This is a genomic window from Flavobacterium sp. FlaQc-47, from assembly GCF_044006475.1.
GTDB lineage: Bacteria > Bacteroidota > Bacteroidia > Flavobacteriales > Flavobacteriaceae > Flavobacterium.
In genome coordinates this window covers 295801-318546 of sequence record NZ_JBIPCQ010000005.1, presented here as the reverse complement: position 1 = coordinate 318546, position 22746 = coordinate 295801, and the positions used below count along the sequence as shown (strand labels likewise).

Genomic DNA, 22746 nt, shown 5'->3' with positions numbered 1-22746 from the left:
TTTTTAACTTTAAAACGAGACCAATGCCAGAAGCACAGGAAATTCTTTTAAAATACTGGAAACACGACAGTTTTAGACCGTTGCAAAAGGAAATTATTGATTCGGTTTTAGAGGGTCAGGATACTTTTGCACTGCTCCCAACCGGAGGCGGAAAGTCGATTTGTTTTCAGGTTCCGGCAATGATGCAGGAAGGTATTTGTCTTGTTGTTTCGCCTTTGGTCGCGTTAATGAAAGATCAGGTAGCGAATTTGCAAAAGCGAAACATTAAAGCCATTGCGCTTACCGGCGGAATTCATACTGAGGAAATCATTGATCTTCTGGACAATTGCCAATACGGAAATTATAAATTCCTCTATCTTTCTCCGGAACGACTTCAGTCAGACTGGATATTAGAACGCATTAAAAATCTCCCAATCAATTTAATTGCCATTGATGAAGCGCATTGTGTTTCGCAATGGGGACATGACTTTCGTCCGGCTTATTTGAAGATTTCAGAACTTAAAAAACACTTCCCTAAAATTCCGTTTTTGGCTTTAACTGCAACGGCAACTCCGCGAGTTATCGAAGATATTAAAACCGAATTAGGATTGAAAGATCCGATACTTTTTCAGCAATCTTTTGAGAGAAAAAATATTGCATATATGGTTTTTGAAGTCGAAGACAAGCTATATCGCACGGAACAAATTTTAAAGAAAAACCCACAGCCTTCTATTATATATGTACGGAACAGAAAATCGTGCCTGAATATGTCAACGCAATTGCAATCTTTAGGATTCAAAGCGACATATTATCACGGTGGACTTTCATCTAAAGAAAAAGATAAAAACATGCAATTGTGGATGTCTGAACAAGCGCAGGTTATTGTTGCCACAAATGCGTTTGGAATGGGAATCGACAAAGACAACGTTAAAACAGTAATTCACACGCAATTGCCAGAGAATATCGAAAACTATTATCAGGAATCCGGAAGAGCGGGACGAAATGGTGAAAAAGCTTTTTCGGTTGTTTTAACCAATTCGGCAGATGGGAATCAAACAGAACAACAATTTTTAAGCATTCTGCCCGATAAAAAATTTCTGAATACCATATATATAAAGCTTTGCAATTATTTTCAGATTGCTTACGGCGAAGGTTTAAATGATTCGTTTTCGTTTAAGCTGAATCATTTTTGCCAGAAATACGACTTCCCTACTCTGAAAACCTATAATGCATTGCAGTTTTTGAATCAGCAGGGTATTATCACCATGTCTCAGGAATTTTCTGAAAAAATTACAATGCAGTTTTTACTGGAATCAAAAGAAGTGATTCGTTATATGAGTTTAAATTCGAATGACGAAGAAATTATGCTGGCGATCTTGAGAACATATCCTGGAATTTACGAAATGAAAACTCCCTTTAACATTTCGCTGATTGCTAAAAAATCAAATCATACCGAAGAACAGGTTTCGGCAGTTTTAGAAAAACTGAACGAGAAGAATATCATAGAATACAAATCTAAAAATAACGACGCCACTATATTATTTAATGAAGTTCGCGAAGATGATTTGACGATTAACAGGGTTTCAAAATACCTGGAAAAGCAAAATCAGCTAAAAAAAGACCAGCTTTTATCTGTACTGCATTATATAAAGGACAATAAAACCTGCAAAAACCGATTGATTTTGGATTATTTTGGAGAAGAAACTACCCAAAATTGCGGCGTCTGCTCCTATTGTATTACACAAAAAGGTAAAATAACCGAAGCCGATTCTATCGCTGATAAAATTCTGCATCAATTGAAAACGGCAGCTTTGACATCAAGAGAAATTCAGACTAAAATAAAACTAGACGCTAGTGATGTTGTTGTGGCGCTTCAGGAATTACTGGAAAACAATTACATTACCGTTCAGGCGAATAATAAATACACTTTAAAATTATAATGGAAAAATTAAGAATTATATTTATGGGAACTCCGGAATTTGCCGTTGGCATTCTGGATACCATTATCAAAAACGATTATGAAGTTGTTGGTGTTATTACGGCGGCAGATAAACCGGCAGGACGCGGACAAAAAATAAAATATTCTGCAGTTAAGGAATATGCAATGGCCAACAACCTTACTTTATTACAACCAACAAATTTAAAAGACGAAAGTTTTCTTGCCGAATTAAAAGCGCTAAACGCCAATTTGCAAATTGTTGTTGCTTTTAGAATGCTGCCAAAAGTAGTCTGGGAAATGCCAGCTCTTGGAACATTTAATCTTCACGCCTCTTTATTACCTAATTATCGTGGAGCTGCACCTATAAACTGGGCCATTATTAATGGAGAAACAAAAACAGGAGTTACTACTTTTTTTATTGATGATAAAATTGATACCGGCGCAATGATCTTAAATTCGGAAATTGCGATTGAACCGGAAGAAAATGCAGGACAATTACACGACCGATTAATGTTTCTAGGAAGTAAAACTGTAATTGATACTTTGAAAGTAATCGAAAACGGAAATGTAACCACAACAATTCAGGAAGACGACGCCGAAATTAAAACTGCCTACAAATTAAACAAGGAAAATTGTAAGATCGACTGGACAAAATCAGGTGATGAAATTAATAATTTGATTCGCGGTCTAAGTCCTTATCCTGCTTCTTGGTGTTTCCTAAAAGATAAAAATGAAGAATTAAGTATCAAAATATACGAAGCAAAACTTGTTTTAGAAGATCATTCTTATGAGATTGGAAGCTTGATTAGCAGCAAAAAAGAAATCAAAATTGCGATCAAAAATGGCTTTGTTCAGCTTTTGAGTCTTCAATTACCGGGAAAAAAAAGAATGCAGGTTGCAGAATTACTAAATGGCATAACTTTTACTGATACTGCAAAAGTCTATTAAGGTCAGTAAAACAGGGGTTTTTACCTGTTTTTGCCTGATAATCAGTTAGCGTTATGAACAAAAAAAGCAAGTTATTAACAATTTTTGCTAAAAATAAAGAAAACACTTGCAAGGAACGGATTTCCTACTAAATTTGTGTATTAACAATTTTTTTTAACCAACAATTAATAACTAATTATTATGAACAAATCAGAATTAATCGATGCTATCGCTGCTGATGCAGGAATTACAAAAGCTGCGGCAAAATTAGCTTTAGAATCATTTTTAGGAAACGTAGGAGCTACTTTGAAAAAAGGTGGTAGAGTTTCTTTAGTAGGTTTTGGATCTTGGTCAGTATCTGCTAGAGCTGCTAGAGACGGAAGAAACCCTCAAACTGGAAAAACTATTCAAATCGCTGCTAAGAATGTTGTAAAATTCAAAGCCGGAGCTGAATTAGAAGGTGCAGTGAACTAAGTAAGAAAGTTCTCTAAACTTATAATATATTCAAAACCCTCCTCTTGGAGGGTTTTTTTGTGCGGTTTAACGATTTTATTTGGGTTTTTAAATATTTTATGATTAAATTTAATAAAAATTGTAGCCGTATGATTTCAGAAAAATTAAAAAAAGGACACCTGCTCATTGCCGAACCTTCTATAATTGGAGATTTATCTTTTAATAGATCGGTAATTTTATTAGCAGACCATAACAAAGAAGGATCAATAGGTTTTATCATTAATAAACCATTAAAGTATACTATTAATGATTTAATACCTGAGATTGATGCCAGTTTCAAAATATATAATGGAGGTCCTGTTGAACAGGACAATCTTTATTTTATTCACAATATCCCGGAATTGATACCTAACAGTGTCGAAATTTCAAATGGGATTTATTGGGGAGGTGACTTTGAATCGACTAAAGACTTAATAAACGACGGATCTATTGGTAAAAACAATATTCGATTTTTCTTGGGTTATACCGGTTGGGACGAAAATCAGCTTGAGAATGAAATGCAGGGAAACTCCTGGATCATTACTGATAATAGTTATAAAAATAAAATTATCGGCAAATCCACTACCCATTTTTGGAAAGAGCAAATTATTGAGCTCGGTGGCGATTATGTTATATGGTCTAATGCACCTGAAAATCCATATCTGAATTAATTTTCAGAGATGGATTCATTTAGTTTCTGCACTAATAAATGCGCCAGATTACTTGTAAATTCCTTTTTCCGATATTTAGTTATCGGTTGTATCCCTGTGATTACATTTGTCAGAAATAATTCGTCAGCTTTTTGAAGATCAAATGGCGAAATTATTTCTTCAAGCACTTCTATGCCTTCTGTTTTCTTAGCCAATGCCAGTATTTGTTTACGCATAATTCCGTTCAGACAGCCTTCAGATATTGGTGGTGTGATTAATTTCTTGCCCATTACCATAAATAAATTACCTTGTAATGCTTCAACCACATTTTTAGTATCATTTACTAAAAGACAATTGGCCAGACCATTTTCATGAGCAAAAATACTTCCGGTAACATTTATCAATTTATTAGTCGTTTTAATCGATGATAACAACTGTTTTGTTACATAGAAGTCTTTGTACAAATCAACTTCATATTCAGCCGTATTTAAGGCATAAGAAACGCTTTCTAAGGAAGTTGCATGAATTAAATACGACACATTATTTGTTTGAGGCAAATATAAACCTCCATCGTTTCTAAAAACGGTGATTCTGGCTCTTGCCGATGCTGAAATTCCCTCTTGATTTACAAGGCTTAAAACCTGTTCTTCAAAAAACTCCATTGTAAAGTTCATCTGAATCTCCATTCTCACAACACGCATAGAAGCCATCAATCTAAAATAATGATCTTCAAGAAACAAGATTTTGTTATTGACTATTTTTAGCGTTTCAAAAACCCCGTCTCCGTACAAAAAAGCACGATTTTGAGTTAATATATTCTCTTCTTGCACTACTATGTTTCCGTTAAAATTGATCATAAAAAAACCCTGAATTTTGTTCAGGGCAAATATAAGGTATAAAATAGAAATTTACTAAACAGATCCTATAAGATGTTTCAGGTCTGAGATCTGATTCTCCCACAATTGTTTAGCTTCTCCTACTTCTTCTTTTTCAGCGAAATCGACTACCATTAGCGATACATCTTTAGTTAGTTCATCAACTAAAATATGTAATTCAAAAAAATACTCCGTGTCTTTACTGCTTTCATCAACCCATTTGAATTTTACTTTCTCTCCTGTTTTTTTAGAAGCCAAACGCGCTTTTTCCTGCGAGTCATTCCAAATAAAAGTAAAGAATTCGCCTCTTGAATTTACATTGTCTGCAAACCATTCAGACAAACCTGACGGCGTTGATATATATTGATATAATAATTGCGGCGAAGAATTTATTGGAAACTCGATTTCGTAACGTATTTTTTGATCCATGTGCTACTTTTAATTTTTTCGAAATATAAGAATATATGTCCAAAAACAATGCATTTTTAAAAATATTTTTTTTTCTTCATTTTATTCTTGTAAGCTTTAATAATATTTCTATCTTTGCACCCGCAATGAGGAACACGGTTCGCTTGCAATCTTGGCGAGGTAGCTCAGTTGGTTAGAGCGCAGGATTCATAACCCTGAGGTCACGGGTTCAACTCCCGTCCTCGCTACAAAATGTTAAGTTTTTTAAAAACAACAAGTTAAACGGTTTTAAAGCAATTTAAAACCGTTTTTTTTATGCCTAAAATTCTCAAAACCTTTATCACAGGAACACAAAACAAATACTTTTTGAGTTTTACAAAGGCTGGACTTATAATAATTATACAATTCAATCACCTTATATTGAATCTTATTATACAAACCAATAATTCATCGCACTTCTTTCAACTTTTATTCTATCACATTTCCAATTTACCCTTTATTTATATTTAATTACACTTTATCCTATAAATTAAAGCAGGAAAATTACAAAATGATATACTTTGTGTTTATTTCAAGCATAACAATATTTCAAATTAACAACTAAGAAAGTATTTTAATATTGAATCGACTAACAGACTCTAACTATCTCAACAGAAATCAAATAAAAAATATTTATTTTGAGATAGTTGGGTTCTATATTTTCAATTTAAAAAATAATTGTAGTAAAATATACCTTATATTCGCTTAAATAAAATTAAATTTAACATAAATTCAGCGGATGCATTTCTATTGTTAACATTAGTTATAAGTTACAACCTATAAAAGCACAAGAACGTTACAAGATTTTTTTAACCACCTAAGAAGATTTAAATTATGAGGAAAACTTTATTTTTAAAAAATTATCTAACAAAAGCAACAGTCTTAATTCTAGTATTATTTTTGTCAAATTGTCAAGAAAGAGAAGACCCAATAGATGAAAATAATCATACAGCCTCAGAAATTCATAAAGTCAAAGTAAACGATTATTGGAATCAATTAAAATTAAACTCTAATGAGGAACAATTATCTATAATTGAAGAATTATCAGCTGCTATTGATATCAATAGTTTAAAATATATGATTTAAGAACGACAGAAAAACTACTAATTGCAGATGCCAAATTATTACAGGGGTTAGACGGAATTACTAAAGTTATTTTTTATCTAAACGAAAACAAAATAGTACGTTCAAATATTGTAACACTAAAAGGTGATCAGGCTAATAGTAATTACGATAATGTTATTCGCGCTGTATTAAATGCAGACAAAAAAGATTTTATCTATTCAGGTGAAATTACTTTTTTTAGCCTCTCAAAAACAAAACTGCTATATAATAAATATGATCTGGGTAAAATAATTGAAAATGCAACCTTAAGCCCCACCCGCAAAGGTCAGAGAACTGGCAAAACGCAAGGAAGCTGTGTTGAATATTGGTATATAACCAGATATGGAGGACAAATTATTAGTCAGGTTCTTTTGTTTATTATCTGTGATTGCAGTGGCGGTGGCGGTGGCGGTGGTGGTGGTGGTGGTGGTGAAGAAGCTTCTAAAATGAGCAATTGTGATAATGGTGGAACCATATTTTTGGGCGGATCAGGCGCATCATCTAGTACTTCATACAAACCAAATCTCCCTAGATCTCCTGTTGCCAATCAGACTTATAGATTTACTGATCCTGATGGCGTAAGTACCGACTATATATTTAGCGATATCACAAATTCTTGGCGAATTTTGCAAGTTATACTTCCTAATATTATAATTGCTAATAACAGGGATAATTATGGTATTTTAGAATACCAATTCCCTGTTAATAATCAAGAAGTGTACGACCCAAATACCCGCATATTTTATACGTATGAGCAAGGTTCAGACTCTTGGATCGGAATTCCAGCAACTAATCTGCTGATCGCTGAATCCCTTGAAAAAAAGATTGACGGTACTCAACTTGATCCTTGCCCAAAAGCAATTTTAAATAGATTAAAAAATGCTACAAATTGTGATATTGCTAATATATTTACGAAATTAAATACTAATAGTGTCTATAATGTTAATATTATTTCTGGAGATGCAGGAATTAAGCCCGCATATACAACTCCAGTATCGCCTCATACTTATAAGATAACTATAAATAACGCGAACTATACTTCTTCTACTCAATTATATAAAGCTGCTAACCTATTACATGAGATAACACATGCTTTTTTTCTCAGTTTGGCGGAGGATTATTATGGTTCAAATGATCCCGCAGTATTCAGTGAATTCCCAATACTTTTTCAGAAATTTGTAGATACAAAATACCCAGGAAGTCCAGAAGATGCACAACATGAACAAATGGCTAATATTTACGTAGAAGCTATTGGTGCAGCTTTGCAAGAATTTCAGACAGGAGTTTCTTTAGCAAATGGAGCAACGCCTAATCAAATATATACAGATCTGGCGTGGGGAGGATTGAGGGATGCTCCAATTTTTGAAAAAAAATTTCCAACTGGAACTGCAGAAAGGTTGAGAATTGATAATAGACTGGCTGCTGAGCAAACTGGTCATGCAATAGGTGAAGGTACTCCACAACAACAAACTCCAATAGGTCAACCTTGTAATTAACGTAATTATGAAAAAAGTATTATACATATTTATCATATCACAATTTCTTTTTAATTGTGCTGTAAATAAGGATCCAAATGCTCCTATTAATGATTATATTTCAAGTTTAAATTTTAAAGATTCAGATAAGATTATGCTCATTGAGGAAAAAATCAATAATAATGTAACTATTGATATATTTAAAGGCAAAACGTTTTATTATACTGGAATTAATAAATACATCAAAGTTGAAGGAGTTTTGGAGCCTTTATATGACGAAAAGAACTGGCAAGAAATGAAAATTAAATATGAAAACAAATACACAAAAGACCAATGGATAAAAGGAGATTATTGGACTTTAAAAGATTTCAAACATCAAAATATTATTTTTATAAAACAAGAAAAATTTCCTAATCCCGGTAAATATGAAAAATTTGATTTTGAAGAAAATTATAAAGTTTTTTCATTCTCAAATGTAATCTATTATAAGCATAATAAGTACGCTGTATTTACAATTAAATCAACAACAACTGACTATAAGGATACTGATACAACTTCGATATTACTTTTGACAAAAATTAAGGGTAAATGGACTGTCTTCGGAAAGGTAGGAGATGGTATCTATAGATAAATGATGAGTCAAATACAAACTAATAGCGTTGAAAGTTATTATTCTAATTAAAGGTTGACCGTTACCAACTACTAATTAAAATATCAAATCATATTATAAATTTTCCACAAATCTATTTTATATAATTAATTATAATTGCGATAACTTTGCAAACTCACTAAGTAATTAAAACATGGATATAGTCAAATTTAAAATCACATCAAAAACGATAAAAGTAGAAGTACGCAATTCGAATAATTACGTTTTTAATTTCAATACTGCCTTAGAAATTGAAAAAGAAGACAAAGATGTTTTATTAAGACTATACAATGCATTAGATATGCTTTTTAAGAAAGAAACTCCGGTCGAAACAAAAAACTACATTTCGCCGAATCAAACTAATATATTAGATCAGATTTCTGCCGTTGATGGTTTAGAAGAGGAGAAATAAATAGTTCATCATGAAAGACATATTAAAAAACCTTTTAAATAAATCCGAAAAAAAGACAGCCGTTTCTTTTGAAAATAAAGACAAAAGAAATTCTTTAGATGAATCTTTCGGAAATAGCAAAATGGAAATTGCTTCTAAATTTATTGGAATCGACGAAAATTCTATTGCTTTATCTAAAAAGCTGGCACGAATTTAATAAAGTTCCTTTAATCTAATTATTTTATAAGAAAAATTGTACTTTTGTTCAATCGTAAAATAAACACAACATTTTTTATTAATTGTATCATACAGATAAACCAATGTGTTTTACCAAACCCCAAAAATTTTAAAGAATTTTAAATATCTTTGAACTATGAGCACAGTAACAAAACCATATCATATAGGGCGAAAAATTAGCCGTATTCGTGAACTGAAAGACATGAAACAAGAAGCTTTGGCGCAAGCTTTAGGAATATCTCAGCAAACTATTTCGGCTATAGAAAACAGCGAAACAATTGATGATGAAAGACTTTTAGAAGTAGCAAAAGCACTCGGCGTAAGCATAGAAGCAATTAAAAATTTCTCTGAAGAAGGAATGATTAGTTATTTTAATTCTTTTTACGACAATAGTAGTGTCAATGGTTCTGTAAATACAAACTCAAATAATTGCACTTTCCATCCATTAGATAAATTAATGGAATCTGTTGATGAAAATAAAAAACTTTATGAGCGTTTATTACAATCTGAAAAAGATAAAAACGAATATTTAGAAAAATTATTAAACTTAAAATAAATTTTATCCTAGTAAATATTATTATCAAAGTTGGGCAAAATATCAATGATTTTGCGCTTTTTTGTTTAAACAGGTTTTAAATGTGTAGAAGAACTTATTTCAATGTCGGAATCTTTTCTGTCAAATTCTTCCAATATCTTTTTGGCATATGCTGAATATGGAGTTTCATGTTTTTTCTTGATTCAATATTGACATTTTTAAAAAAACAACGCCAAAGATTCTGAAAAAATTCTTCCTGTTCATCGCATATTTCTGCTAAAAATTTTGAAGAATTAGATTCCGCATTAAATTGCAATTCAATTGTTGTTACATTTTCGAGATCATAATAAATCCCATATTTTCGTTTTGTATCATATATTAACCAGCGTTGATCTGCGTAACGTTTTTTAAAATGACCTTGGATAACGGGTAAAACATTACAATCCGGCTCAACAATGGCATAATATAATTTATCTTTTGTGAGTTTGAACCGCACAAATGCTTCCATTCGATGTGCTTCTCTTCTGGTCAGTCTTGTAGCTTTTCTAAGATCCCAAACGGCACTATTACTAAAATCTCCTTCAATATTTTTTGAACTTGCTAAGGCATGTTTTGCAAATTGAAACATAATTTGTTCTATTTCCTCCAAATCAGAAAAAAATGCTTTGTAAAAATCAGAGTATCCTCCAGGCGAAAGACGCTTTTTAAGTCCGTTTAAAACCCTGTTTGCTTTCTCCTCATCGGTCATTACATAATGATGCGTTGAAAAAAGCAGAGCGGCCGAAGCTTCATTTTTAGCAAAAACAACGTCTTGAAATTTATATTCATAAATTTCAAATACCGCTGTTAGCCAGCCTTCGTACGAACCGTCATAAATTAGCTGTATCATTTCAATTAAAATAAAGCAAGTTGATTTGAAAAGTCATTTTTATATTTACTTTTCTGGAGATTTAAAATCTGATCCTTGATTTGAATAGAGGTCAAATCTTTCTGCATTGAAAATGGTGATGCAAACGCCAGAAAATATTTGGCGCGCGTATAAGCAATGCCCAATTTTTTTAAATCATCGGGAAACAGTTTTTTAAATTGTCTCGCTGCCACAATTTTTTTGGCACTCATATAGCCAATTCCGGGAATACGTTTTATCAGTTCTAAGTCGGCGGTATTAACATCAACCGGAAATTGATTCAGGTTGCGCAATGCCCAACCCAATTTCGGGTCAATGTCAAGATCCAGATTAGGCTGATTGAATCCCACGATTTCGTTTACATTAAATCCGTAAAAACGAACGAGCCAATCTGCCTGATACAGACGGTTTTCGCGTATTATAGGAACCGGAGTTCCAATTGCCGGAAGCCTGCTGTCATAACTAATAGGCACGTATCCGGAATAATAAACACGTTTCATATTCATCTTCTGATAAAAATAATCTGCCATTCCCAGAATTTCAAGATCACTTTCTTTTGTGGCACCAATAACCATTTGTGTACTTTGACCTGCAGGAGCAAAAATGGGCGCTTTATAGTTTAGTTTTTTTTCTTCTTTATGACCAACGATTTCATTTTTCAGATATTCCATTGGTTTAATTACATCAATATGGTTTTTATCCGGCGCAAGTAATTTTAAACTTTGTTCTGTTGGCATTTCGACATTTACGCTTAAACGGTCTGCATACATTCCGGCTTGTTTCATGAGTTCATCACTTGCACCGGGAATGGCTTTTAGGTGAATATATCCGTTAAAGTTTTCCTCTAATCGCAATTTTTTGGCAATTCGAACCAAACGTTCCATCGTATAATCAGGATTATCAAAAATGCCAGAACTTAAAAATAATCCTTCAATATAATTTCTTCTGTAAAAACCAATGGTAAGATCCACCACTTCCTGCACGGTAAAAGCAGCTCTTTTAATGTCATTACTTTTTCGGCTTACACAATACGCGCAATCAAAAATGCAATGATTGGTCAGCAAAATTTTCAATAAAGATACGCAACGCCCGTCTTCTGTATAAGCATGACAAATGCCATATCCTTTTGCATCCCCAATTCCTTTGTCTTTATTTTCACGCTTGCTGCCGCTCGATGAACACGAGACATCATATTTTGCAGCATCGGCTAAAATTGCAAGTTTCTCCAACACTCTTTCCTGTACCATTTTTGCGTTTTTTTAGTGGTTAAAAACTAAATTTGTTTAACGTCAAAACTACTATTTATAGACAAAAAAACATGGGTTTTAGTTGTTCCAAATTGTATCAAATTTCAACAACTCACTTACAAATAACTGATTACTAATTTAAAGTCCTATTTTGCCTTCTGCCCAATACGGCTGTGTGTAAATATTTTTATTTGAAACTCCTTTTTCTTTCAAAGCTTTTCTAAACGCCTGAATTGACTTTGCATTTCCCATTAAATAAAAATATCCGTCTTTCCATAATTCCCAAATTTTATGGTCGAGTTTATTTAAAATATCAATGGCAAACTCCGCTTTATTGGTTGATTTTGGCGCGATATCTACAGCGAATCCTAATTTGTTTGGTACTTCAGTTGAATCAGCATCCAGTTCCATAATTCCTAAATAATTGTTTTCACTGGCATTAATTTCATCCTGAAAACTTTTAAAAACGCTGATACAGGTTTCGTCTCCAAAAAAGAACTGGTACTTTTCTTCTTTTTTAAAAAAATCAAAACCTCTGGGCAAACCAACGGTTAATTGATCATCTGGTTTTAAATTTTCAATAAAATAACTTCCGGGACCGTTTTTATGAATATGAAAAATGACTTCAAACCAGCCTTTCTCGCTATTCCATTTACTGGGCGTATAGTTGCGATAATTTGTATCGTCGATTCTGATCACTATAGCTTGTCCAATTTTAAATTTCACATGAGGAAAATGACCTTTGAACCTGATCATTTTTACATTATCGCTGAGCATTGTGGTTGCTGCAACATTTATTTTGCAGATTTTACTGCTAAAAGCCATTTCCATAAAATCTCCAATAATCTTGGGCATCGAATTCATAATATTATCTTTTTAATTTCAATGCAAAATTGAAGCTAAAACAATAAAAGTAAATTGAACAAGAAATAGGGATGATTGGACTATTCGCGGAATTTTAACCGAAACGTTAACGGAGTTTCACCTGTTATTTTTTTGAATAATCTCGAAAAGTAAGTATGATCTTCAAAACCTAATGTAAATGCAATTTCCCTAACATCATTTTCTGTATAATAAAGCAATCGTTGCGCCTCTAAAATCATCGCATTTTGAAGCCAATATGTAACTGATTTTCCTGTGGAAATATTCACACAATAATTCAAATGCGAAGTAGTGATGTTTAATTTTTTGGCAAAAAAAGAAGGCGTTTCCAAAAATGTGGTATCAGCAATTAATTTTTTAAATTTAGAATATATCAATGCTGATTGATTTTTAATCTCTGATGATGATTGGTTTACATCTGAATATATGTTTACAAAACGATAAACTAATGCACTAAAAAGTCCATTAACAATTTGAGTTTTGTTTGAAGCTGTATTTTGAAAGGAATAATACAATACTGAAACTGTTTCGAGAATTTCTTTCTTTTGAAGTTTATCAAGTTTATTTACCTGATCAACAATTTTCAAATTCTCAAAAACCGAAGTACAATTATTAGGCACTAAAAACGGAGCTACGCTAATGTAATATCCAGCGGCATCAGGCGAAACAAATTGAGGCGAATGAATTTGAAACGGTTTAATTATAGCAATTCCCGGAGCATTAATTTTTACATCGATCATATCACATTTCATGATGACTTTTCCTTTTGTAAGGACAAAAAAAATATAAAAATCATCGCGATGTGTTCCTAGTTTATCAATAACTTCAGAATCTTTTCTCATCGTAGAAGACTCGGCGATAAAAATACCACCAACTGCTTCTGAACTCTGATTGTAAATAGGAATTTTCAAACTTATCTTTTTGAAATTATGATTAATGACGAAATCATACAAACTTAGAGAATTATTCTAAAACAAAATGCCTTTAATCTCAAACTGATTAAAGGCATTTTTTTATTTTATGATGAAGAATTTAAACTAAGAGTGTAAAAAACTTATATAGGTCTTTATATTAATTATTAGAAATTACATTATAGTAGTGTAGTCCCTACGGGACATTTTTGTACTGGTTTTTATGTTTTTTTACCAACATGTAACTCCTAACGGAGTATTCTTTTGTTTATATATATTGGTAGTTTTTTTACCAAAATGTAACTCCCAACTGAGTATTCATTTGTTTATATCAAATATTTATTGTTTCAGTTATATTTCGTAGAGATTATATATTGAGAGTTTTTCACCATTTATGCAACTATAAAGAAGTATTACTTTATTTTATTCCAAGCAATTAACTGTAAAGTATATCTCGTAGAGATTATATAGTGGTAGAAAGAAATAACCCCACAGTTAATTTGTCCCGTAGGGACTACATATAATTATTAATTTTTGATACAGTATTTTTATTCTTTTATGGATGTAGCGCTTATCAATAAACAAACTGATAAATAATTTTATGCATTACCAGCTTTTTAAATTCTTTGCACTTTCAGGTTTATACTCTAAAAAGTTACAAATTTCACTCCTAAACTAAACCATCTTGAAGGAAGGGGAACTGCACCAACTTCATAATATGTTGTATTGAAAATATTTTGTGCATCAACATAAACTGTAAATTTATTAATAGACTGGCTTACTCTAAAATCATTCACCCAATATGATGGTCCGGTTACTCTTTGATTGAAACGAGTCGCGAATAAAGCCGTGAAATTTTTATGCTGAAAATCGATTGTATTCGTTATTTGATGTTCTAAAGATGAAACCAGATATTTAGAATAAACTACCGGAATAACATCTTCAAACTTAAAATCTAAATACGAATATGCCAGACTAATATTCAGTTTAGACTCGCTGGATAAATTAGCACTGTAATTAGTACGCAGGTTAAAACCGTTTGTATTCAGGTTTCCGTAATTATTACTTTGATACGGTTCTGTGGTTACATTTCTGGTCCAGTCTATAAAATTATTGATTTTTCTATAGAAATAATTCGCATTAAAATTAAAGTTGTTTTTGATGTATTTGAAACCTATTTCACTCTGGAAAGCGTTTTCTGTTTCAAGATTTGGATTCCCAATGTTTCCCGGACGCTGGTTTAAATATAAATCTGTAAACGACGGAATACGCTGACTTGTGCCAATATTACCAATGATTTTAAAAGCATCTGTAATGGCATAACTTGCATCAAATCCCGGATAAACCTGCCATTTATAATCTGAATTATAATTTAAGTAGGCTCCAAAATTCACATCAAGTTTCTCGATAAAAGTGGTTCTGTATTGCATATAAAGTCCGTAATTCTCCCGATTATGATCGCCAATATTTGACGAATTTATATCCTCGCTTCTTGCTTCGGCTCCAAAACCAAGTTCGCCGTTTTCCATTTTATAAGATGTATTTACTTCGGCAGCAAACGAATTAGTGTAATGCTGGCTTCTTCCGGCTTTTAAATTGGCAATTCCGTAATAACGGTAATCATCATAATTATATCTGTAACTCAATCTGGGCATTAACGTCCAGTTTTCAGACAATTGATGTTTCGATTGCACATTTGCAAAAGTAGTCTGCACAACTTCGCTTGAGTTTTTATCACCTGGCGCAGCATAAAATCCGTTTGCACCAAAACCATTATTGATGTAACCAAATGAACTTAAAATTTCATTTTTATCATTCAACTGGTAATTTCCCTGATAAAATATTTTATTGTTTTCAAAAGCCGTATTGTAACGATATCCATTGCTTTTATCGTGAGATGCAAAAAGCGAATGCTGCTGTTTTTCTTTGCTTAAAACTCCGCCAACCTGAATTCCGCTGCCGTAAAATGTATCTCCGGTATCTTGTGTATCTTTTTCAAAGTTTGAACCTGCATAAGTATTTACTAAAATTCCGGATTTCATTGGTTTTTTAGTAATGATATTAATTGCTCCGGTTAAACTATTGATTCCGTAAGTCATCGCTGCCGGACCACGAATTATCTCAATCCTCTCGATTACCTCAACCGGAATAGGAAGGTTCAGCATATTGTGCGCCGTTTGAGAATCGATGATTTTACTTCCGTTTAAAAGGACCACGGTTTGCTCAAAGCTTCCGCCGTCAATACTTACATCGGCCTGACTCCCAAAAGGTCCTCTTTGTCTTAAATCAACGCCATTTGCATATTGTAGAATTTCCTGAACAGATCGTCCCGGTAATTTTGCAATTGTTGCTTTATCGATTACATAAACGTTACGGTTTTTCTTAGAAATTGGCGTGCTAAATCTATTTTCATGAATAATTACTTCATCAATATTAATGGTGTCTTTTTGAATCTGAGCTTGTAAACCAAGACTTAACAGAATCAGTATAGCAAAATAAAGTTTTGTCATTTTTTTTAATTTTTTGCAAAAGTAGTATCTTGCCGTACTACTAATGTATACCAGTTTTATAAAAATGGATAGTCCGGTTCAAATTCCTTTTAAAAGTTTCATTCAGCTTAAGCCTGAAGATGCAACTGCATTATACCTTCAAATTGTTTTTGAGTTTATCAAAGCAATTCAAACAGGTTTACTTCCTGAAGGCACGAAACTTCCGGGAACCCGTATTTTATGTAAATTATTAGCGGTTAACAGAAACACTTTGATTAAAGCTTTTCAGGACTTAGAACTGCAAGGCTGGATTGAGATATTGCCTAATAAAGGCACTTTTATCTTATCAGAAAAAAAAGAAAAAAAGAAAACAGATTATATTTCCACCGAAAAAAACAGTTCAAAAAGTGCTGCTTTTACTTTTAAACATTCGACTATTCTTGAAGATCCAAAGGAAATAAGCACTTTACCCTATCAATTTAATGACGGTTTGCCTGATTTGCGTTTGGTACAAACTGATGTTTTGGCAAGGCTTTATGTTTCAAAACTTAAAAGCCAAAAAAGTACCAAAACAGGTGAACAAATTCAAACCGAATCTCATTTGAATTTTAAAACCCAATTTTCTAATTTTTTAAATGTAACGAGGGGAATTCGCATTTCAACATCCAATTTACTTACTACAAATAGTCACGAAATTAGTTTGTATCTGGTGACCAAATTATTGATTTCATCTGGTGATAAAGTGGTGGTTGCTTCTCCGGGTTATTATATTTCAAACATGACATTATCTGATAGTGGTGCACAAATTATCACAATACCGGTTGATAAGGACGGAATCAATACGGAAAATCTTAAACAAATTTGCGAGCAACATCACATCAGGATTTTATATCTTACTTCAAATTATCATTATCCTACAACAACTTCTTTAAGCGCTAAAAGGCGAATGGAAGTTCTGGAATTAGCCAATGAATATGGGTTTGTGATTATTGAGGATGATTATGATTTTGATTTTCATTATGACAATAATCCTGTATTACCCCTTGCCGCTTTAGACTCAAATGAAAGGGTGGTTTATATAGGTTCGTTTGGCAGGTCTTTGCCGGCGGGTTTTGGTTATGGTTTTATTGCTGCGCCTTCGGCATTTATTAAAGAACTTGAAAAACATCAAAATATTCTTGAACCGGGAATTGATGTTATCAAGGAACAGGTTTTAACTGAATGGATTAAGGAAGGCGAAGTACATCGTCTTTCTAAAAAAAACAAGAAGATTTACAAAGAGCGCAGGGATTATTTTGTTTTGTTACTGAAGGAGAAACTTGACGGGAAAATTAAATTTCAGGTTCCGCTTCGGGGTTTGGCAATTTGGATCGAATGGATCGATAATTTCAATTTAATAAAGTTCCAAAAACAATGTGCCGTAAATGGTTTGTTTTTACCTAAAACGGTTTTATATCAAACCAAAAATCTTACTGCTACACGTTTGGGTTTTGGACATTTGAATGAAAACGAAATGGAAAATGCCGTGGAAATTTTACGCCAGTCGCTTGCTGAGATTATAATTTAAAAGCTTAATAAACAAATTGAAATATAGATATTACAGAAAAAAGAACACATTTCTTTCACATAACTGTGTAAATTACTGCAAACTGAAACGACTTTTTTAAGTTTTAAATAATCTAAGTTTCTATGTGTTAAAATAATTAGCCTATTCCTCAACGGCTTTTATTTTTTAGGTCTGGAATTTGATTCTAAAAAATCAGGTATTTATACGTAGTGATTTAAATGTTAAAATAACGATTTTTGTTTCAGATTACGAGAAACCGTAAACTATTCTTAATAAAGTATCATAATTTAGCAGAACATTAAGCTTAAAATCACAAATCATTACATTTAAACCTGAAAATTTAAAATCATGAAAAACCTTTGGTGTTGGCGTTGTAAAATGGAAGTTCCTATGCTTGATGAAGAGGAATATAAAATTGCATCTAAACTCTATCGTGAAGGTTTTGAAAAGGGTAAATGCAGTATGACCAGAAAAACACGTTTCAAAGATTTACTGGACTATTATAAAGATCTTACAGGATTTGAAATAAACAATCCTAATGCAATTATGCATCATCGTATCGAACTTTACGGTTCTGAATGCGAAAGTTGTTCTAAACCTTACAGAACTCCAAAAGCTTCTTTTTGTGCCGCTTGCGGAAATAAAAGAGAATCTAAAATAATTAATTATGCAGATACTTTACAACAGGCGGCACCAAAATGGTGGCAGAAATTATTGGTCGTAAACAGAGCTGAATAATAATTTTTGAAAGTAATTTATATTCTAAACGAATTGAAAATTTCAAAAATTTATAAATTATTAATTCTTGAAAATCCACTTTTAGAAAAAAACTAAAAGTGGATTTTTTATTTCAAAAAACTACTGTTGATTTCTCTAATGTCAAAAATGCGTTAAAATACTTTTAGGATAGTTGTTTTTCGACAATAAAAAATACTTTTGTTAGAAAGGAAAAACAAAGGCTTACTACAATCTGAAAATATAATGGTATGGATTACGAAAAATTCATCTTCTGCCTCGAAGGTGTTCCGGACGTAGACGACGACAGGGCAACTTTAGTGGTGAAAAACTTAGAAGAAATTGCAATTGATCAGGGAATTTCGAGTATTTACAAAACTTGCGATACTATCGAAGGTCTTGAAGAAAGCCTTAATGTATTACTTTATGAAGATCATAACTTTAAAGATTATGAAATTATTTATCTGGTAATGCCCGGCGAAGCGAACAATATTTGCCTTCACGATTATTATTACAGCCTTGAAGAAATAGCAGAACTTTTTGAAGGGAAAATGAAAGGGAAAATTATTCATTTTGCCAATCTTAAAGTTTTGGATTTAAACAATGATGAAGCACAATATTTTTTAGATATTACCGGTGCGCGTGCCATTTCCGGTTATGGCTCAACTTATAATAAAATTGCCAGTTCCAGCACAATTGACAAAGCTTTTTTTAGCCTTTATCAGGATAATGACAATATTACAGAAGTCGTAGAAGAGTTGTACCAAAAACATTATGCCTTATGCCAATTACTCGATTTTAGATTGTATTATTAATCATGAAGGCAAAAACAATTGAAAAAGTAAAAACATATGAAGCTAAGGGATTTCGTGAAAAATTTCTTGGTTTGGAAAACCCTATGCATTTACTTTTCAAATCAAATTCTGATCATTTTTTTTGTTTGAAGATGGAAGAAATGATGCAGCTTCAATATGCTGTTCCGCCTTCAAAACACAGTTGTCATACTATTCTTTTTTTAACTTCGGGAACACATATCATAAAAATAGGCTTTGAAGAATACCAAAGCAAAGCAAATGAAATGATTATAGTGCCTGCAGGTCAGATTTTTGCAATAGAACATATCAATACAAAACATGTTGGTTTTATCTGCCAATTTCATCCTGATGTTTTAATTGGAAAATACGGCAATACTGAAATGCTGAATGATTTTGATTTCCTGAAGATTGGAGGAAATCCGAAGATTAGCCTTTCTGAAAGTAATGCTGTTTTTATAACCAACCTTTTTATTCGGTTACAAGCTGCCTATATTGAACCGGGAATTACCAATTTCAATATTGTACAATCTTATTTGATGGCTTTGTTTTTTGAGATGAATAAAAACAACGTCAAAATTCCTAAAACAGGAAATGCTTCGGCTGTTCTTTCATCGAAGTTTAAGGAACTTATTTTTGCTAATATTAAAACAAATCATCAGGTAAATTACTATGCCTCTTTGTTGAATGTTACTCCTAATCATTTAAACAAATCTATAAAATCGACTACAGGAAAGCCTGCTACAAAATGGATTGATGAAACCATTATACTTGAAGCAAAATATTTACTGTTTCAAACTACTCTTTCTATCAGTGAAATAGCGATGCAGGTTGGGCATGAAGATCATTCGTATTTCAGTCGTTTCTTTAAAAAGCATGAAGGAATTAGTCCTGTTCAATATCGAAAATTGATTGATAAGTCCTAATTATGGATTAAAGAATCCTAGTAACTCCAAAAGCATTTGTTGAAATTTGTGCCGTAAAAAAAGCAAATTATGATTTATGTTTTTAAAACTTCTGTTGATTCAAAATCGAAATTAGAGTTCGCAAATGTCTTAATTGGGAAAGTGCTGCCAAATGCCATCTGGAATTTTGATCTTGAGGATTGTGATAATATTTTAAGAATTGAAAGTGAAGAGGATATAAACGAAATGTCTCTTCAAAATGAAATTTTCGATTGTATCGAATTAGAATAAATTGCTTTTTAAAATATTCCTTTCAACCTCAACATATTATTATGGATACTGCATTGCATCAAAACAAAACTTTTGACACTATAGATTATTCGGATCAAAAACTATCTGATAACGAATTTATCAACTGTGAATTTATCAATTGCAACTTCTCGAAAAGTGATTTTAGTTATATTGATTTTTTAGATTGTACGTTTAAAAATTGTAATCTCTCGCTTTCTACGCTTAAAAGTACAGGATTAAAAAACATTCAATTTATTGGCTGCAAATTAATGGGACTTGATTTTAGCGCCAGTAACAGCTTTTTATTTTCAATGTCTTTTCAGGATTGCCTTCTTGATTACTCCACTTTTATTTATAAAAAACTAAAGAAAACAAACTTCATTGATTGCTCCTTAAAAGATGTTGATTTTTCGAATACTGATTTATCTCTTTCACTTTTTAAAAATTGTGATCTTGCCAATGCCACTTTTCAGGATTGTATTTTAGAGAAAACTGATTTTCGTTCTTCAAGAAATTACGCTTTTGATCCATCAGACAATAAAATAAAAGGAACAAAAGTATCGCATGCTGCACTTGCGGGTTTGCTTGAAAAATTTGATTTGGATATTGAATAAGTCAGAGAAGTTTTCAGTTGCGGTTTTCAGTCTCAGTTCGTGACTTATGTATAACAAAAAGGGATGCAAAAATTGCATCCCTTTTTCTAATTAAAAACTTAAAAAATGAACTATTGTCTCCAACGTGGATCTCCCACTTTGTTATCAATTAATGTCTGGTTCTTGATTGTAAAATTACCTGTTGCCGCACCCACAAATTGCGGATCTAATGCAGTTCCAGATGTATCTGGTCTGTTATTAGCAAGTGCATTAGGATTACCAATCAGGTTTGGCGAATTATAATAATTGTTACTTACAAAAGTTGGATTTGCTGTAACAGCCTCTCTTGTATATGGTGCTGGTGTATTTGCAAACAATGTGTTTCTAACCGCTATCACATTAGTAACAAAACGTGTGTATAAAATTGAGTTAGCAGCAGTGCCTAACATATTTGGGTTAGAGATTGTACATGAATCAATTAATATATTTGTCGTCAATCCTGTAAGACCAGCATCCATACGGATAAAATATCTTGCTGTGGCACAATTATTAAAAGTGCTGTTTTTAAGTGTAAGCTGTCCTACATGAGAACCTCTTACATCTATAAACTCTCCACCAGTTGTTAGTACATTTGTAACGATGCTATTATCTACTATTATTGAAGTAATTTTGGCAGCAGCTAAACTTGCACTGATTAATGAGACACCATAATCATGTATATTACAACCGCTTATTAAAAGGGCACCATATGTTACACTGTTATCATTGTATTTAATAACCGAAACTGCAGCACCGGCAGCTCCTTTGTCTCCTTTTAAGTCAAGATCTATTAAACTAACATTTGCAGATCCATTTGTAAGTACAAAGTTTACATGAAGTTTTGGCATATCATAGCTGCGTAAACCTCTTAATGTAATTGGTTTATTTAGTGTAATTGCTCCTGTTTGATTTGCAGCTGTATAATCACCCGGTTCTAAAACTAATATTGCTCCAGATGCTGCATCAGCAATTTTTTGCATTAAGTCATCTGTATTTTTAACTAAAATACCCGTTCCAATATCGATTCCGGTTGTAAAAGTAACAACTCCTCTCTTTTTTGCACCATTAAGCAAAGTAGCTGTATAAGCAGTTTCTGCAGTTAATCCTGTTACTATTGCAACTCCTGCCGTTTTTTCTGCCGGAGTTACTGCATGTGTAATACCACCGGGAGCAACTGTAATTTGTGTTACATTACTGTTAGGCGTCCATCTTAAAGTAACTTGTTTAGCCTCAATATCAACTGGCTGTACAGGTAAAAAAAGCTGTTCTGATAATGTTGTTGCTGTAGTTACTGACCATTTAGAATCTGCTAATCCCGAAGCACTAACTGATTTTATTCTAATTGAATAAGTGGTTTCACCTTCTAATGCTACTGAAACGGGTAACTGTGCAGGAGTTACCTCAACGGTTTTGTAGATTGTTTTGAATTCTGCATCATCTGCGCTAAATTCTACAACATAATGATCTGCATTTGTATCTTCCTTTGTGGTCCAGTTTAACTCAACTGTTGTTTGATTTCTAACTTTTGCTGTAAGCCCAATTGGAGAAAATTCTCTTGTATTTCCAATTCCGTCTAACAGTTCCTCATTATAACTGTCGCATCCTGAAACTGCAAATACCATTAACAATGTGGCTATTAATCCTTTTAAAATATATTTTGTTTTCATC

24 protein-coding genes and 1 tRNA gene are annotated in these 22746 nt (G+C 32.4%); 17 read left to right on the top strand and 8 right to left on the bottom strand.

Annotated features, from left to right (window positions below; all coding sequences use genetic code 11):
* The first annotated feature begins 23 nt into the window (after positions 1-23).
* The 4 genes from ACHRVX_RS17935 to ACHRVX_RS17920 all read left to right on the top strand — a co-directional run bounded on the left by ACHRVX_RS17935 (position 24) and on the right by ACHRVX_RS17920 (position 4008).
* The gene (locus ACHRVX_RS17935) at positions 24-1919 is read left to right on the top strand and encodes an ATP-dependent DNA helicase RecQ (RefSeq protein ID WP_395334648.1); all 1896 of its coding nucleotides are present in this window, start codon (positions 24-26) and stop codon (positions 1917-1919) included.
* Positions 1919-2866 (top strand): methionyl-tRNA formyltransferase, encoded by a 948-nt coding sequence (gene fmt, locus ACHRVX_RS17930; protein ID WP_395334646.1) that lies wholly within the window; start codon positions 1919-1921, stop codon positions 2864-2866. The genes ACHRVX_RS17935 and fmt overlap by 1 nt, the downstream gene beginning before the upstream one ends.
* Before the next feature lie 180 nt (positions 2867-3046).
* Positions 3047-3319 (top strand): HU family DNA-binding protein, encoded by a 273-nt coding sequence (locus ACHRVX_RS17925; RefSeq protein ID WP_017498096.1) that lies wholly within the window; start codon positions 3047-3049, stop codon positions 3317-3319.
* Positions 3320-3447: 128 nt separating this feature from the next.
* On the top strand, positions 3448-4008 hold the full coding sequence (locus ACHRVX_RS17920; protein ID WP_213301895.1) for a YqgE/AlgH family protein: 561 nt from the start codon (positions 3448-3450) through the stop codon (positions 4006-4008).
* Here ACHRVX_RS17920 and ACHRVX_RS17915 read toward each other — a convergent pair.
* Together ACHRVX_RS17915 and ACHRVX_RS17910 are read right to left on the bottom strand one after the other, a co-directional pair.
* Positions 4005-4844, bottom strand: coding sequence for an aminotransferase class IV (locus tag ACHRVX_RS17915; protein WP_395334642.1), 840 nt, complete (start codon positions 4842-4844; stop codon positions 4005-4007). The genes ACHRVX_RS17920 and ACHRVX_RS17915 overlap by 4 nt on opposite strands.
* Positions 4845-4898: 54 nt before the next feature.
* A complete protein-coding gene (locus ACHRVX_RS17910) occupies positions 4899-5291 on the bottom strand; it encodes an START-like domain-containing protein (protein WP_213259043.1) in 393 nt (130 codons plus the stop codon).
* Between the two features lie 153 nt (positions 5292-5444).
* Here ACHRVX_RS17910 and ACHRVX_RS17905 point away from each other — a divergent pair.
* The 7 genes from ACHRVX_RS17905 to ACHRVX_RS17875 all read left to right on the top strand — a co-directional run bounded on the left by ACHRVX_RS17905 (position 5445) and on the right by ACHRVX_RS17875 (position 9721).
* A tRNA-Met gene (locus tag ACHRVX_RS17905) sits at positions 5445-5518 on the top strand.
* A gap of 625 nt (positions 5519-6143) precedes the next feature.
* Entirely contained in the window at positions 6144-6395 is a 252-nt protein-coding gene (locus ACHRVX_RS17900; protein WP_395334640.1) for a hypothetical protein, read from the top strand.
* 389 nt (positions 6396-6784) lie between these two features.
* A complete protein-coding gene (locus ACHRVX_RS17895) occupies positions 6785-7909 on the top strand; it encodes a hypothetical protein (protein WP_395334638.1) in 1125 nt (374 codons plus the stop codon).
* 7 nt (positions 7910-7916) lie between these two features.
* On the top strand, positions 7917-8519 hold the full coding sequence (locus ACHRVX_RS17890) for a hypothetical protein (RefSeq protein ID WP_395334636.1): 603 nt from the start codon (positions 7917-7919) through the stop codon (positions 8517-8519).
* Positions 8520-8691: 172 nt separating this feature from the next.
* Positions 8692-8949, top strand: a complete 258-nt coding sequence (locus ACHRVX_RS17885; protein WP_395334634.1) for a hypothetical protein — start codon at positions 8692-8694, stop codon at positions 8947-8949.
* Positions 8950-8959: 10 nt separating this feature from the next.
* Positions 8960-9145 (top strand): hypothetical protein, encoded by a 186-nt coding sequence (locus ACHRVX_RS17880; RefSeq protein WP_395334632.1) that lies wholly within the window; start codon positions 8960-8962, stop codon positions 9143-9145.
* A gap of 156 nt (positions 9146-9301) precedes the next feature.
* Positions 9302-9721 carry a helix-turn-helix domain-containing protein gene (locus tag ACHRVX_RS17875; RefSeq protein ID WP_395334630.1) on the top strand — a complete coding sequence of 140 codons (420 nt, stop codon included), beginning with the start codon at positions 9302-9304 and terminating at the stop codon, positions 9719-9721.
* A 94-nt stretch (positions 9722-9815) separates the two neighbouring features.
* Here the strand turns inward: ACHRVX_RS17875 and ACHRVX_RS17870 are convergent, their stop codons facing one another.
* From ACHRVX_RS17870 to ACHRVX_RS17850, 5 genes are all read right to left on the bottom strand, one after another.
* Positions 9816-10589, bottom strand: coding sequence for a TIGR03915 family putative DNA repair protein (locus ACHRVX_RS17870; protein ID WP_395334628.1), 774 nt, complete (start codon positions 10587-10589; stop codon positions 9816-9818).
* A gap of 5 nt (positions 10590-10594) precedes the next feature.
* Positions 10595-11854 (bottom strand): putative DNA modification/repair radical SAM protein, encoded by a 1260-nt coding sequence (locus ACHRVX_RS17865; RefSeq protein ID WP_395334626.1) that lies wholly within the window; start codon positions 11852-11854, stop codon positions 10595-10597.
* Between the two features lie 138 nt (positions 11855-11992).
* Positions 11993-12718, bottom strand: coding sequence for a siderophore-interacting protein (locus ACHRVX_RS17860; protein WP_395334623.1), 726 nt, complete (start codon positions 12716-12718; stop codon positions 11993-11995).
* Positions 12719-12798: 80 nt separating this feature from the next.
* The gene (locus ACHRVX_RS17855; RefSeq protein WP_395334621.1) at positions 12799-13647 is read right to left on the bottom strand and encodes a helix-turn-helix domain-containing protein; all 849 of its coding nucleotides are present in this window, start codon (positions 13645-13647) and stop codon (positions 12799-12801) included.
* A 647-nt stretch (positions 13648-14294) separates the two neighbouring features.
* Positions 14295-16157 (bottom strand): TonB-dependent receptor plug domain-containing protein, encoded by a 1863-nt coding sequence (locus tag ACHRVX_RS17850; RefSeq protein ID WP_395334619.1) that lies wholly within the window; start codon positions 16155-16157, stop codon positions 14295-14297.
* Positions 16158-16221: 64 nt separating this feature from the next.
* Between ACHRVX_RS17850 and ACHRVX_RS17845 the strand changes: the two genes are divergently transcribed.
* The 6 genes from ACHRVX_RS17845 (at position 16222) to ACHRVX_RS17820 (ending at position 21060) form a co-directional block, all read left to right on the top strand.
* Positions 16222-17703, top strand: a complete 1482-nt coding sequence (locus ACHRVX_RS17845; protein ID WP_395334616.1) for a PLP-dependent aminotransferase family protein — start codon at positions 16222-16224, stop codon at positions 17701-17703.
* A gap of 348 nt (positions 17704-18051) precedes the next feature.
* Positions 18052-18441 (top strand): hypothetical protein, encoded by a 390-nt coding sequence (locus ACHRVX_RS17840; protein WP_395334613.1) that lies wholly within the window; start codon positions 18052-18054, stop codon positions 18439-18441.
* Positions 18442-18689: 248 nt separating this feature from the next.
* Positions 18690-19253, top strand: coding sequence for a DUF6642 family protein (locus ACHRVX_RS17835; RefSeq protein WP_395334610.1), 564 nt, complete (start codon positions 18690-18692; stop codon positions 19251-19253).
* Positions 19254-19255: 2 nt separating this feature from the next.
* Complete coding sequence (locus tag ACHRVX_RS17830; protein WP_395334607.1) at positions 19256-20176, top strand: helix-turn-helix domain-containing protein; 921 nt, start codon at positions 19256-19258, stop codon at positions 20174-20176.
* 69 nt (positions 20177-20245) lie between these two features.
* A complete protein-coding gene (locus ACHRVX_RS17825; protein WP_395334605.1) occupies positions 20246-20446 on the top strand; it encodes a hypothetical protein in 201 nt (66 codons plus the stop codon).
* Positions 20447-20487: 41 nt separating this feature from the next.
* Complete coding sequence (locus ACHRVX_RS17820) at positions 20488-21060, top strand: pentapeptide repeat-containing protein (protein WP_395334603.1); 573 nt, start codon at positions 20488-20490, stop codon at positions 21058-21060.
* A 110-nt stretch (positions 21061-21170) separates the two neighbouring features.
* Here ACHRVX_RS17820 and ACHRVX_RS17815 read toward each other — a convergent pair whose 3' ends face one another.
* Positions 21171-22745, bottom strand: coding sequence for a DUF4957 domain-containing protein (locus ACHRVX_RS17815; protein WP_395334601.1), 1575 nt, complete (start codon positions 22743-22745; stop codon positions 21171-21173).
* Position 22746 lies beyond the last annotated feature (1 nt).

Excerpts from the sequence above, each read along its gene's own strand:
- ACHRVX_RS17935 (WP_395334648.1), top strand. The coding sequence starts at position 24 with ATGCCAGAAGCACAGGAAATTCTTTTAAAATACTGGAAACACGACAGT.
- fmt (WP_395334646.1), top strand. The coding sequence starts at position 1,919 with ATGGAAAAATTAAGAATTATATTTATGGGAACTCCGGAATTTGCCGTT.
- ACHRVX_RS17925 (WP_017498096.1), top strand. The coding sequence starts at position 3,047 with ATGAACAAATCAGAATTAATCGATGCTATCGCTGCTGATGCAGGAATT.
- ACHRVX_RS17920 (WP_213301895.1), top strand. The coding sequence starts at position 3,448 with ATGATTTCAGAAAAATTAAAAAAAGGACACCTGCTCATTGCCGAACCT.
- ACHRVX_RS17915 (WP_395334642.1), bottom strand. The coding sequence starts at position 4,844 with ATGATCAATTTTAACGGAAACATAGTAGTGCAAGAAGAGAATATATTA.
- ACHRVX_RS17910 (WP_213259043.1), bottom strand. The coding sequence starts at position 5,291 with ATGGATCAAAAAATACGTTACGAAATCGAGTTTCCAATAAATTCTTCG.
- ACHRVX_RS17900 (WP_395334640.1), top strand. The coding sequence starts at position 6,144 with ATGAGGAAAACTTTATTTTTAAAAAATTATCTAACAAAAGCAACAGTC.
- ACHRVX_RS17890 (WP_395334636.1), top strand. The coding sequence starts at position 7,917 with ATGAAAAAAGTATTATACATATTTATCATATCACAATTTCTTTTTAAT.
- ACHRVX_RS17885 (WP_395334634.1), top strand. The coding sequence starts at position 8,692 with ATGGATATAGTCAAATTTAAAATCACATCAAAAACGATAAAAGTAGAA.
- ACHRVX_RS17880 (WP_395334632.1), top strand. The coding sequence starts at position 8,960 with ATGAAAGACATATTAAAAAACCTTTTAAATAAATCCGAAAAAAAGACA.
- ACHRVX_RS17875 (WP_395334630.1), top strand. The coding sequence starts at position 9,302 with ATGAGCACAGTAACAAAACCATATCATATAGGGCGAAAAATTAGCCGT.
- ACHRVX_RS17870 (WP_395334628.1), bottom strand. The coding sequence starts at position 10,589 with ATGATACAGCTAATTTATGACGGTTCGTACGAAGGCTGGCTAACAGCG.
- ACHRVX_RS17865 (WP_395334626.1), bottom strand. The coding sequence starts at position 11,854 with ATGGTACAGGAAAGAGTGTTGGAGAAACTTGCAATTTTAGCCGATGCT.
- ACHRVX_RS17860 (WP_395334623.1), bottom strand. The coding sequence starts at position 12,718 with ATGAATTCGATGCCCAAGATTATTGGAGATTTTATGGAAATGGCTTTT.
- ACHRVX_RS17850 (WP_395334619.1), bottom strand. The coding sequence starts at position 16,157 with ATGACAAAACTTTATTTTGCTATACTGATTCTGTTAAGTCTTGGTTTA.
- ACHRVX_RS17845 (WP_395334616.1), top strand. The coding sequence starts at position 16,222 with ATGGATAGTCCGGTTCAAATTCCTTTTAAAAGTTTCATTCAGCTTAAG.
- ACHRVX_RS17840 (WP_395334613.1), top strand. The coding sequence starts at position 18,052 with ATGAAAAACCTTTGGTGTTGGCGTTGTAAAATGGAAGTTCCTATGCTT.
- ACHRVX_RS17835 (WP_395334610.1), top strand. The coding sequence starts at position 18,690 with ATGGATTACGAAAAATTCATCTTCTGCCTCGAAGGTGTTCCGGACGTA.
- ACHRVX_RS17830 (WP_395334607.1), top strand. The coding sequence starts at position 19,256 with ATGAAGGCAAAAACAATTGAAAAAGTAAAAACATATGAAGCTAAGGGA.
- ACHRVX_RS17825 (WP_395334605.1), top strand. The coding sequence starts at position 20,246 with ATGATTTATGTTTTTAAAACTTCTGTTGATTCAAAATCGAAATTAGAG.
- ACHRVX_RS17820 (WP_395334603.1), top strand. The coding sequence starts at position 20,488 with ATGGATACTGCATTGCATCAAAACAAAACTTTTGACACTATAGATTAT.
- ACHRVX_RS17815 (WP_395334601.1), bottom strand. The coding sequence starts at position 22,745 with ATGAAAACAAAATATATTTTAAAAGGATTAATAGCCACATTGTTAATG.